This window comes from Mycobacterium sp. E740, assembly GCF_001672895.1.
GTDB lineage: Bacteria > Actinomycetota > Actinomycetes > Mycobacteriales > Mycobacteriaceae > Mycobacterium.
The window spans coordinates 1-11,312 of sequence record NZ_LZKP01000218.1 but is presented as its reverse complement, the minus strand read 5'-3'; the positions used below and the strand labels follow the sequence as shown (position 1 = coordinate 11,312).

At 66.2% G+C, this 11,312-nt stretch carries 10 protein-coding genes, 1 tRNA gene and 1 pseudogene; 2 read left to right on the top strand and 10 right to left on the bottom strand.

What is annotated here, in order from left to right; translation table 11 throughout:
* Positions 1–195: 195 nt before the first annotated feature.
* On the bottom strand, positions 196–822 hold the full coding sequence (locus A5663_RS21190; protein ID WP_068153695.1) for a DUF5642 family protein: 627 nt from the start codon (positions 820–822) through the stop codon (positions 196–198).
* Positions 823–847: 25 nt separating this feature from the next.
* A complete protein-coding gene (locus A5663_RS21185) occupies positions 848–2,551 on the bottom strand; it encodes a PE-PPE domain-containing protein (RefSeq protein WP_068153694.1) in 1,704 nt (567 codons plus the stop codon).
* Positions 2,552–2,754: 203 nt separating this feature from the next.
* Here A5663_RS21185 and A5663_RS21180 point away from each other — a divergent pair, with 203 nt between their 5' ends.
* Entirely contained in the window at positions 2,755–3,450 is a 696-nt protein-coding gene (locus A5663_RS21180; protein ID WP_068153697.1) for an LpqN/LpqT family lipoprotein, read from the top strand.
* Between the two features lies 1 nt (position 3,451).
* Here the strand turns inward: A5663_RS21180 and A5663_RS21175 are convergent, their stop codons facing one another.
* Both A5663_RS21175 and A5663_RS21170 read right to left on the bottom strand, forming a co-directional pair.
* The gene (locus tag A5663_RS21175; RefSeq protein ID WP_197503508.1) at positions 3,452–4,282 is read right to left on the bottom strand and encodes a shikimate 5-dehydrogenase; all 831 of its coding nucleotides are present in this window, start codon (positions 4,280–4,282) and stop codon (positions 3,452–3,454) included.
* Positions 4,282–5,280, bottom strand: a complete 999-nt coding sequence (locus tag A5663_RS21170; RefSeq protein WP_068153693.1) for a GNAT family N-acetyltransferase — start codon at positions 5,278–5,280, stop codon at positions 4,282–4,284. The genes A5663_RS21175 and A5663_RS21170 overlap by 1 nt, the downstream gene beginning before the upstream one ends.
* Positions 5,281–5,560: 280 nt before the next feature.
* On the opposite strand from A5663_RS21170, the gene A5663_RS21165 reads away from it, so the two are divergent.
* Positions 5,561–6,361 carry an SDR family oxidoreductase gene (locus A5663_RS21165; RefSeq protein WP_068153692.1) on the top strand — a complete coding sequence of 267 codons (801 nt, stop codon included), beginning with the start codon at positions 5,561–5,563 and terminating at the stop codon, positions 6,359–6,361.
* 9 nt (positions 6,362–6,370) lie between these two features.
* On the opposite strand, the gene A5663_RS21160 is transcribed toward A5663_RS21165, so the two are convergent.
* The 6 genes and pseudogenes from A5663_RS21160 to glp all read right to left on the bottom strand — a co-directional run.
* Positions 6,371–7,198 (bottom strand): helix-turn-helix transcriptional regulator, encoded by an 828-nt coding sequence (locus tag A5663_RS21160; protein ID WP_197503501.1) that lies wholly within the window; start codon positions 7,196–7,198, stop codon positions 6,371–6,373.
* A 282-nt stretch (positions 7,199–7,480) separates the two neighbouring features.
* A pseudogene (locus A5663_RS23895) lies at positions 7,481–7,594 on the bottom strand (AraC family transcriptional regulator); the annotation flags it as partial.
* Between the two features lie 1,042 nt (positions 7,595–8,636).
* Positions 8,637–8,709 (bottom strand) — tRNA-Ala (locus tag A5663_RS21155).
* Between the two features lie 56 nt (positions 8,710–8,765).
* A complete protein-coding gene (gene glpR / locus A5663_RS21150; protein ID WP_068153690.1) occupies positions 8,766–9,728 on the bottom strand; it encodes a gephyrin-like molybdotransferase receptor GlpR in 963 nt (320 codons plus the stop codon).
* Positions 9,729–9,975: 247 nt separating this feature from the next.
* The gene (locus tag A5663_RS21145) at positions 9,976–10,629 is read right to left on the bottom strand and encodes a GNAT family N-acetyltransferase (RefSeq protein ID WP_068153689.1); all 654 of its coding nucleotides are present in this window, start codon (positions 10,627–10,629) and stop codon (positions 9,976–9,978) included.
* A 22-nt stretch (positions 10,630–10,651) separates the two neighbouring features.
* Positions 10,652–11,312, bottom strand: a 661-nt coding sequence (glp, locus tag A5663_RS21140) for a gephyrin-like molybdotransferase Glp (RefSeq protein WP_255396391.1), incomplete at its 5' end; no start/stop codon positions are given.

Below are 11,312 nucleotides of genomic sequence, written 5' to 3'. Positions count from 1 at the left end.
TGCCGGTCGGGCCGACGTCGCTGACCGCGAATCCGGGCCCGAAGCTGGACCGCACATCCTTGACCCGGGCGATGTCGGCATGAGACAGGTCACCGGCCGACTGCCCCGTCGCACATGCGCTGAGCACGCCGACAGTTGCCAACACCAGCACCGAGCACTTCGACATCGCCGCACAATGTACCGGGCAATCCCGGCTCACCCTCGTAGCGCGGACACCGTTTCCTTCATCAGCGTCGCGGCGAAGTCCGCGCCGAGCTGCGGCTCGGGGGAACCGGGATCGGTGACGACGGCGACGAACGCGACGTGGTCACCCAGGTAAGCGATGACGGTCTCGGCGTGCGAATGCGTTTCGGTGCCGCCTTCGACGACGGTCTGGCTCGCCGTGGCCATCGCGATGGCCGGCACGTCATCGATCGCGGGGGCAGGACCGGAAGTGACAGTCCCCGTGGTGCGTCCGCTCGAAACGGTCCAGCGCCGGCATTCGTCGTCCAGCGCCGCATTGAACGTCCCGGGGGCGGCGGCCACGACCGCGTAGACGATGCCGCCAGGGCCCGAAGCCGACCAGCCGTCGGCGGTCGAAGCGCCGGCCGGGTCCGCCAAAGCGGCGCACGCGGACGGGTCGGCGCTCCACCGCGCGCCGTATCCCCACATGGTCACGGGCGAGGCTGGACCGTTGAGATCGGTTACCTCGTAGGCGGCGGGAAGCGCGCTGCGGGCCCGATCGATCCTGGCGGGGTTGACGTGCAGCGACTCCTTCGGAGAAGACGCGGGAGCCGGGGACCGATTGGGCGGACTTGCGCAGGCCGCCGCACAGATCGCCACGGTCGCGACGACCGCGGTGAAGCTGCTAGGCAGCTGCCTGCCCTTTGGACCCGTCGGCGGGGTCGTTGCCGGGCTCCGCTTTCGGTTCACCGGTCGTAGCGCTGCTGCCCATCGACGGACTGCCGGGCCGCAGACCCAACCGACTCGGGATGTCGAACTTGATGGGGCCGCGCAGTTTCGGAACGGTCGGCTTGAGGCCCACGACCGGCGTCTTCTGCTTGGTGACGCCCTCTTCGGCTTGCTGCCCGCCGACCTGCTCGACGACCTGCTTCTCGTCGGGCGTGGTCGTGTTCTCGCCCTCGACAGGCGTCGTCTTCTCTTCGACGGGCGTCGTCTTCTCTTCGACGGGCGCGGGCTTCTGCTCGACGGTCTCGAGCGGCTTGTCGCCGTTGACCTGCTGCTGGAGCCCAGCTTCGGAGGGCTTGACTTCGTCGACGGACGCCTGGCCTTTGCCGTCGACCGCGTCGTCACCCTGTTGGACGGATGACGAGCGCGACCACGTCATCGACGTTGTCCGTGCATTGTTCGCCTCCGGCGCCGCAGGCAACTGCGGACCGCCGACGCCGAACGGGCTGGTGGTCGGGTGTGTGCCGAGCGGGCGGAAGGTGGGGTCTCCCGCGGTTTCGGCGAGGGCGTCGTCGATCCCGGTCGGAATGGACGCCACGAGGTTCAGCGCCGTTTGGATCGGGTTGCGGAACGGAAGCAAGCCGACCTTCGTCGCGATGCCGGGGTTGACGTCACGCGCGTACGCCCCTTCGATCAGCACCCGAAGCGGCGCGTCCAGCAGCGTCAACACCGGCGACGGCACCACACCCTGGAAGGGCATCAGGATCGGCAGCCGCTTCGTCGGGTACAAGTAGTAGTCGGTGTCGCCGTAGCTGCCCTGGTAGACCGCATCGTCGAAATTCGCGTTCTGCAGGTTGCCGTGCAGGTAGTAGTAACCCGCGACGGCATTGAGGATGGCGAGCACGTTGGTGAGGCTGGCGGGCGCGTCTCCGCCGAGTCCGTCGTACTGCGCCGCGGCGTCGACCGTCGGCATGCACGGCCCCGTCGCCTGGCAGCTGTTCGTCGGGGTGGCGCCGTAGAACGTCACGCCGATGATCGGAATCGTCAGGCCTTCGGGTCCGCGGGCGAGGATGCCGCCGTTGGGCCGCATCGGGTTGGCCAACAGGAAGAACGAGGTATCCCCCGGGCGCGGGTTCGCGAGCAAGTCGCGCTTGACCAGAGAAGCGACCACCGCGCTCTGCGAATATCCGAAGATGTCGAAGTCCTCACCGGCGGCCGGCGGCGGCGTCGGGGAATTCGGATCGGTGTTGTAGCTCGCGTCGTGGTTGTAAGCGCATGCCGCCGACCCGCGAACACACCGGTTGAGGTTGAGCACACCTTCGGCGACCGAAGCGTCGAAAGTCTTGCTGCCGAACACCGGGAAGAACTGCGCCGGATAGGTGACGGCATAGACCTTGCCGTCGACGTTGTCGATGGGCGGGTCGTCGGTGCCCGTGGGGGTGCCGGCGGCCGGATTGATGAAGAGGGTGACCGCGTGGTTCAGATAGTTGCTGACGTACCCGGGAGTGTCCGGCGGAGAGCTCAGCGGGTGCTCAGTGCCCCCCATGATCAGCGCGCTGGCCGCCAACTGCACCGCGGTCGCAGTCGTCCACGCCACGGCCATAGCGACCGCCGCCAGCATCGCCAGGCACATCGCACCCAGCGAACGCAATGCCGTCTTCATTCGCGCACGGTCGGCCGACATCGCGCGTCCCCCTTCTCGCCACTACAGATTTCCCCCGGCACAAGCCTGCATACAGCTAACCATTTTCTTGCGCCGTAGCAAAGCCCTGCGAGCGGTTTGCCCGGCCTCGAATTTGGTTTCGCCTGCAGGCGATCGGTGGCGCCCGTAGGCTACGGCGCGGGATCGAACCGATGGAGGAGCAAATGACCAGTTCGATGAGGGCAGGCGTCATCGCAGTCGCGGCGGTCACGCTCGGCGTCGGCCTGGCCGGCTGCAGTTCGGGCAGCAAGAGCGAACCGACAACCGCGCAGGACACCAGCACATCGGCCACCAGTTCGGCCGCACCGACCACGTCGGCCAAGGCGCAGGCGGCGGCCCCGAACTACACGATCGTCGACTACATTCGCGACAACAACATCACCGAGACGCCGGTCAAGCGCGGCGACCCCGGTTCGCCGATCATCAACCTGCCTTTCCCACCGGGGTGGCGCGACGCCGGGCAGGCCACGCCGCAATGGGCCTACTGGGCCACCGTCGCCGAGGATCCGGCGATGGCGCAGGATCCGCCGACGGTCATCGCGTTGGTGTCGAAGCTGACCGGCAACGTGGACGCGGCGAAAATCCTCGAGTTCGCGCCCGGGGAGATCAAGAATCTGCCCGGATACGAAGGAGCAGAATCCGGCAGTCCGAGCAAGCTCGCGAACTTTGACGCCACACAGCTCGGTGGCACCTACACCAAAGACGGCGTGAAGCGCGCGATCGCGCAGAAGACGGTGGTGATCCCCGGCCAGGATGCGTTGTTCGTGCTGCAACTCAACGCCGATGGGCGCGAGGATCAGATGCGCGCACTGATGGACGCGACGTCGGTCATCGACGAGAAGACCACCATCACGTTCTGACTCACGCGCGTGACACCGCCGAGGCGGCCAATACCTGCTCGTCCGTCGGCCGCACGCCGGTGTAACGCTCGAACTGCTCGGCCGCCTGCAGGGCGATCACTTCCGCTCCGGTAATCACGGCGACGCCCGCGGTGCGCGCCGCCTTGATGAGCGGCGTCTCGGCGGGCACAGCGACGACGTCGAACACGGTGTGCGCGTTGGCAATCGCCGCTTCGCCGAATGGCACACCGGCGGCGTCGGGGGCGCCGGCCATCCCGACCGGGGTGACGTTGACGAGCACGTCGGCGCCGCGCGATCCGATGTCGGCGACGTAGTCGTAGCCCAGCCGATCGGCCAGCGGACGACCCGTCTCGGCGTTACGGGCCACCACCGTGCCGCGGTCGAAGCCGAGATCGCGGAACGCCGCGCCGACCGCGCTGGCCATCCCCCCGCTGCCGTGCACGAGCACCGACTGCGTCTGCTGCAGCCCATTCTCGTCGATAAGCCGTTGCACCGCAAGGTAATCGGTGTTCGACGCGGTGAGCTTGCCCCCGGGAACGGACAGGTCGTTGACGATCGTGTTGACGGCGCGGATCGAGCTGGCCGACTGCTCGACCTCGTCGACCAGCCTCAAGACGTCTTGTTTGAACGGCATCGACACCGAGCACCCGCGGATGCCGAGCGCCCGCACGCCGCCGATGGCCGCCGCGATATCCGTTGTGGTGAAAGCCTTGTAGATGAAGTCGAGGCCGAGCAGGTCGTACAGGTAATTGTGGAACCGCGTCCCGATGTTCGTCGGACGGCCCGACAGCGAGATGCACAGTCGAGTGTCCTTCGACAGCGGCACGCGCATCAGCCGACCGCCCGCACGACCTGAGACGCCGCGTCGCGGATCTGCCTGGTCAGCTCCGGCGTGAACGGCGGATTGGCCGGGCGCGGCACGTCGATGGTGGTGGTGACCACACCGAGGTCGGCGCGCTCCCAATGCGCGCCGAAACGGTTGAGGATGCTGCGCATCGCGTTGTTGTCGATGAGCACCCGAGCGGTGAACCGTTGCACGCCATGGAAATTCGCGGCGATCGCGAGAGCGCCCATGAGGAACGTCCCGACGCCCTTGTGCTGGTACGCGTCGGCCACCAGGAACGCGACCTCCGCGACGGAGGGGTCGTTCTCCTCGCGCACGAAGCGGGCGTCGGCAACCACCGGCCCGTGGGGACCGTCGGTCATCACCCAGACGAAGTGGTGCTCATAGTCGACCTCGAAGAGGTAGCGCATCAGGGTCTTGCTCGGGATGCGCACCGATTGGAATCGTCGGTACAGCGTCTCGCTCGAGAATTCGACGGGGCCTTTGGATGTGCGTTCGTTGTCGCCGGGCAGCACCGGCCGCAGCCACAACTGCGTCCGGTCTTTGAGCCGGACGGGGATGGGGTCGACGTATGCGGCCAGCCGCTGACGAGCCGTGCTCAGCAGGCGGTCGAGCATGCCGGGGATCTCGAGCAGCGTGGCGAAGGCTTCCCGACCGCCGACCCAACCGCGCACGGGCTGGGTGGCGATCACCGTCGCGGAACGCGTCGTGTCACGCAGCAGCGCGATTTCGCCAACGATCATCCCGGGCGTCAGCTTGGCGATGGTGTCGTGCCCCTCGGCTCCGACGTGCGTGACCTCGGCCTCGCCGGAGCCGATCAGCAGGAAGGACACCGCAAGTTCACCCTGGAGCATGAGCGCCTGACCGGAAGCGGCAGTGAGCGGGCTGAGTTGGGCCGTCAGTGGGACCAGATCCTCTGCCCGATAGCCACCGAAAATTTCCAGTGCGATGAGTTCGTCGGCGCGGACGCCGGTCAGGCCGGCCACGCCCCGAGGCTACGGGCTACTCGTCGGGTCCGGCAAGGAACGTCACCGACGGCCAGCGAACTGGCGCGGGCCGACCGTGGCGCTCCGCCACCCGCCGGAAGACAAGTCGCTACACGATGTGCTGCATCGATGTGGACCACGGCCGCCCGCATTCGCAGGTTATCACAACACCTGAACAGGTAGACATATGATGGTCGTGAGCCGGACGCCGGAGTGGATCTCTTAGTCTTTAACCGGACGGTCGGGGTGACCGGTCCGGATCCGACGGAGGCGGTTGCCGATGAGCAACGATCAACTCAGCAGTCACACAGAGCTTTTCGACCTCACCGGCAAACGGGCCCTCGTCACCGGCGGTACCAGTGGCATCGGTCTGATGTTGGCGCGCGGATTGCTGCAGGCCGGCGCACGCGTCGTGGTCAGCTCCCGTAAGGCCGAGGGATGCCAGCGTGCCGAAGAGCGGCTGTCGAAGTACGGCGACGTGCGAGCCGTGCCCGCCGACCTCTCGCGGCATGAGGAGTGCCTGCGGTTGGCCGAAGTCGTCACCGGTGGCGGTGAGCCGCTGCACATCTTGGTCAATAATGCCGGCGCGACGTGGGGTGAGCCGCTGGAGAGCTTCCCGGACTCGGCGTGGGACAAGGTGCTCGACCTGAACGTCAAGTCACCGTTCTGGCTCGTGCAGGCGCTGCTGCCGGCGCTTCGAGCGGCAGGGACCGCCGACGATCCCGCCCGGGTCATCAACATCGGCAGCGTCGACGGTATCCGGGTGCCCGAGTTGCCGACGTACTCCTACAGCAGCAGCAAGGCGGCGATCCATCAGCTCACCCGGGTGCTGGCCCGCGAGCTCGGACCGCAGCACATCAGCGTGAATGCCGTTGCGCCAGGGCCATTTCCGTCGAAGATGATGGCTGCGACACTCGACGCTTTCGGAGACGAGATCGCGGCGTCGGCGCCGCTGCGCCGCATCGGCCGCGACGACGACATGGCCGGTGTCGCGGTCTTCTTGGCCAGCCGGGCCGGCGCGTATCTCACCGGCGCGATCATCCCCGTCGACGGCGGGCTCGCGACGACGGCGAGCCGCTGACGGCGACGGCTATTGCGAATTGCGCAGGGTGACGTGCGGGCTCTCGCCGTACATCTCGCGGTAGGCGACAGCGAATCGCCCAGCATGGAAGAACCCCCACCTGGCGGCGATCTGATTGACCGTGGTTCGCATTCGATCTGCGCCGAGTAATTCTCTGCGGGCATGATGCAGCCGGACCTCGCGCAGATACGCCGTCGGCGTGCTGTTGCGGTGCTTGCGGAACATGTACTGCACCGCTCGCGGTGTCAGGTGTACGGCCTCGGCGATGTCGGCGAGCGAGATGTCATTGTGCGCATTGTCATCGATGAAACCGATCGCTCGCCGCAGCAACAGGGGGGTGCTGTCGCGACGGTCTTCGATCGTGGGTTCCAGCAGCGCGTTGTTCGGAAACGCGACCAGCATGCTCGCCGCGAGATGGCGCGCGACCGTGCCCGCCACCAGCGGGCTCTGAGCGGCATCGGGATTCGTCACGACATCGCACATCACATAGTCGAATGCCTTGAGCAGTTGATCGTTGGCTTGCGGCGAAACCGGCATGCCCGCCGTGAGCTTGACCGGTTTGGGCGTCCCCAACCGGAAGGCCGTCGCGGCTACGGAATTGAGCAGGCCTCGGTCGATGAGAGCCGTATCGAAGCGCCCCTCGTGTACTGCGCCGCTGAACGGAACGCCCTCGCGCCGCCCGACTGCCGTCGCCGTCCCTGACTGACACACATCGGCGCCTGCGCCTGGCTGCTGATGCATGACGACGCCCGACTTGACGCGGCACAGCACGATGCCGTCGATCGGATCGCCTTCGAAATCAAAGTCGTAGTCGTATCGCAGTTCGTCAAAAGCCATCGCCCCGAGAGTCGATCGAACGACTCGCGTATGGGTTCGTTGATCCGCAGCTGCCCCGAACTGCATCTTCGAGTAGTTGGCACTGACAACCGCCTCGGCCTCGCCGAGGTCTTCGGTATCGAGCAGGACGGTGGACACGGCTGCCTTTCCGCACAGGGAACATCTGTCGGCGTCCGGGTTGAGCCAAGGGCCATTGTCCCGCATGCGAAGGAGAACCGCCACGACGTTTCGCGTGTGGTATTACCCATGTCCACTGATTGATAGTCGTATGGCCAGGCGGCCTCAGCCTCGGACGGGGGTGCGAAATCCGCCTCGATACGCCTTCGGTGAGACGCCGAGGTGTTCGACGAATGGCCGCCGGAGGGTTTCGGTGCTGCCGGCGTCGAGCGCGGCCCGCTCGGATCATCTCGACGTACTCAGCGGAATCGTTCCGATTTCCGGGCGGTTGCCAGCCGGTATGTAGCAAGATCGAGCAAACCTAGGGCATCAACCGGTCGCAGTTGACCAGGACTGTGCGTGGCCTTGGGACCCGCCGATCTTCAAGATCGATGTCTTATCGCAAGTCAACGCGGAGGAAGGTACTTATGTCATCCCCGGCGACAAATTCGGGGGCGTTCGAATTGGAAGCGTTTCACAGGCCTACTTAGCATCGACGCATGTCACTGTGGAGGATAGAGGAGCCAACCAATTGGCCAGGAATACCATTGGGCCACAACTCAATTCCCGCTCAGCTGGACGGTCGCCCACCCGCAAGACTACCTGAGGAGCGGTAATGACATTGTGGCGAAAGATTCGAAGTGCGATTGGCATAGGGAACCACAGAACAAGTGGCAAAGACGTGGAATCTGTACCGCCTACGCTCCTCTCGCGCACACACTTCCATACGAGACCAGTAGGCACTGAAGGACCAGAGTGGTACTGGATTACGGAAACGTCCGACGGGACCGTAACGGAGGGCGTGGAGCATGGGATTCATCGTTTCGATACAGCGTTAAGGAGATTTCTACGTCAGCACGGATATTCCGATTGGGTCGACAGCAAAGGCATGTTCCCCATGCCGCCGGGATATGTGTTGCAGAAAGTTAGTCGCGATCACTGGGTTCTCGAAAGGTATCAAGGAGGATGACGAGAATCTCTTCGCTCCGAGCGCAGACCTTTCTAGCGGTAGCCGTCGAGTGCGTCGTCACGAAGGTCACCCAGAAGCGACCGAACAAGATCTCCTACGCCTCGTGGGATCGCATCGAGGGGGTCGCGTTCGTTCGTTACCGGTAATACCGGTTCCGCAGTGGTCCGGCTCAACTCAAGGGCGTGCCGTCGACCCTGTCGCGACCCCGGATGGATGCCAGCCAGGCATCCCTACTCCAGCTGTTGACGGAAGTGTTCACCTTGTGATGGCTCGGCCTTGAAGGCCGATTGGATGGAAGACTTCTTTCTTGAGTGGAGCTAAGGGGAATCGAACCCCTGACCTACTCGATGCGAACGAGTCGCGCTACCAACTGCGCCATAGCCCCTGGTACCGGTAGCAGGCTACCAGCCGCCGGACGGTCGCCGAAAATCGCCGGCCGGTCTACTGGCCCGCTGCACGCGGCAGGTCGAAGTGCCGTGCGAACGGCGCATAGTCCAGGTGCTCGAAGATCGGATCTTCGTCGTCGATCTCCAACACCACCGACCCCGGCCGCCGCAGCCGGGACGGCACCACATCGAACTCCCGATCGTCGGTGTTCTCCACACCCAACCGCGAGCGCGCGATGCGCTGAGCACGCCGGCGGCGCAACCGCTCCTCGATCCGCGTCTGGCGCCGCAGATAACCCAGATACAGCACGGTCACTGCGCCGACCGCCCCGCACAGCCACCACAGCGCAGAACTCAACGTGAACGCCGCCGCTGTCGACGCCACCAGCAGCACGCCCATCACCGTGAGCATCCGCTTGCGGAACTTGTACTTGCGCTCGCTGACCGTCGCGGCGGTCTTCGACTCGTACCGGCGCCGCCGCGCGGCCGACAGCGAGTCGGCGATCTCCAGATCGGCCTCCGACGGCGCCTCCAGACCGGACGAGTCGTCGACGGTCTCGTACTCGTCTCGCGAGTCCTCGGCCTCCGGTTCGGGAGCTTCGTCGTCGAATTCCAGTGTCAGCTCTTCGTTTTCGTGCTCTTGTCGATCCGACTCCCCGATCGGCAGCGCGCCGGAGTCCTCGCCGATCACATCTACGTCGAGGTAATCCGGTTCCGCGTCGTCTTCGACGACCACGGCGGCGGCGCGCACGACCGAACGTCCGGGACGCTCTTCCTCGACGTCGTCGTCGTGCTCGTCCTCCGACGGCCGCCAGTCCGGGTCGCTGGCATGGCCGGCCGCCGGGCCCTTGCGTTTGAGCAGTTGCGAATTGCGCCCGCTGTTGAGGACTCGGGTGGCCAGCGCGACGTCACTCGTCCGGCGCACGGTGTCGCGCTTGCTGATCAGCATCGGCACGAGCACGAAGAGCCAGAGGACAACGAGGGATATCCACAGAAGGGACTGGGGGATGCTTGGCATGTCGCCTGCTCCTTTCCCCGTAAAGGCTAGGTCTGTGACCTGCGCATCCGTGGGCGGCGCGCCGAGACAATTACACACCTGTAATTCACTGCTGACAAGCACCAACAGTCACAAATGTCACATTCGCAACAGCGGCTTGTCATGTTCCCTTCGCGAGACGTACACCAGGGTCGCGGTTAGGCCGCCATCAACGACCGTGGCGTACCTCTCGCGAACGCCGCGGGGCGCTCGCGAACGCCAACGACGGCTACGCCCAGCTCGCTCGGCCCTGCCGCACGAGCGCCGCGGCCGCCGACCCCCTGAGTTCCTCGATCGTGATCGCCACCAGCAGATGGTCGCGCCAGGCCCCGTCGACCTCGAGATACCTTCGCAGCAGCCCTTCTTCGCGAAAGCCTGCCTTCTCCAACACCCGACGGCTCGGCGCATTCTCCGGGCGCACCGTGGCCTCGACGCGATGCAACCCGACCGGCCCGAAGCAGTGGTCCAGACCCAACGCGAGCGCACCGGTCGCCACGCCGCGACCGTTGACCTCTTTGGACACCCAGTACCCGATCCACGCCGAGCGCAATGCGCCGTGAGTGACGTTGCCGATCGTCAGCTGCCCGCAGAACTGGTCGTCAAGCTCGATCACGTAGGGCAGCATCCGACCCTTGCGCGCCTCCGATCGCAGCCCCGAGCACACCGACGGCCACGAAGTGATCGCGTGGCGCGTCTCCCAGTCCACGCCGGCGGAGGGCTCCCACCGCTCCAGGTGCGCACGCTCGGCGAGCCGGATACGGCTCCACTGCGCGCCGTCGCGCAACCGGACCGGGCGCAACCGCACCGCACCGCCGGCCACCCGCAGCGGACCGGCAGACTGCGCCCATCCCGGATGCAGGGAACTCGACCGCCACAGGTTCATCACGCCGCCACACCCGAACGGATCAGCCGCGCTGAGCCAGGAACGCGACGTCGACGATCTCGCCGGTGCGAACCTGTTCGGCTTCGGTCGGCACCACCACCAGACAGTTCGCCTCGGCGAGCGTCGCCAGCAGATGCGAAGCCCCCGGCGCTCCGCCGAGCGCCTGGACGAGATACTCGCCGGTGTCCTGATCGCGCATGAGCTGGCCGCGCAGATAACCCTTGCGGCCCGCCACCGACTCGATCGGCGACAACGTGCGGGCCTGCACGATCCGCCGGTGCGCCTGCCGCTTGCCCAGCGACAGCCGGATCAGCGGACGCACCATCACCTCGAACACCACCAGCGCGCTGACCGGATTGGCCGGCAGCAGGAACACCGGGACGCCGTCGCGGCCGAGCTGGCCGAACCCCTGCACCGAACCGGGGTGCATCGCGATCCGCGTCACCTCCATATCGCCCAATTCGGCGAGCACCGAGCGGACCGCCTCGGCGGCCGCCCCGCCGACCGCTCCGGCGATGACCACCACCTCGGCACGGTTGAGCTGGCCTTCGACGACCTCGCGCAGCCGCTTGGGGTCGGTGTCGACGATGCCGACCCGGTTCACCTCCGCGCCGGCGTCCCGGCCCGCGGCGGCCAGCGCGTAGGAGTTGACGTCGTAGACCTGACCGTTGCCAGGAGTGCGG

Bases quoted from the DNA above. Each gene is read 5' to 3' on its own strand.
- A5663_RS21185 (WP_068153694.1), bottom strand. From the start codon at position 2,551: ATGAAGACGGCATTGCGTTCGCTGGGTGCGATGTGCCTGGCGATGCTG.
- A5663_RS21180 (WP_068153697.1), top strand. From the start codon at position 2,755: ATGACCAGTTCGATGAGGGCAGGCGTCATCGCAGTCGCGGCGGTCACG.
- A5663_RS21175 (WP_197503508.1), bottom strand. From the start codon at position 4,282: ATGCGCGTGCCGCTGTCGAAGGACACTCGACTGTGCATCTCGCTGTCG.
- A5663_RS21165 (WP_068153692.1), top strand. From the start codon at position 5,561: ATGAGCAACGATCAACTCAGCAGTCACACAGAGCTTTTCGACCTCACC.
- A5663_RS21160 (WP_197503501.1), bottom strand. From the start codon at position 7,198: ATGGCTTTTGACGAACTGCGATACGACTACGACTTTGATTTCGAAGGC.
- glpR (WP_068153690.1), bottom strand. From the start codon at position 9,728: ATGCCAAGCATCCCCCAGTCCCTTCTGTGGATATCCCTCGTTGTCCTC.
- A5663_RS21145 (WP_068153689.1), bottom strand. From the start codon at position 10,629: ATGAACCTGTGGCGGTCGAGTTCCCTGCATCCGGGATGGGCGCAGTCT.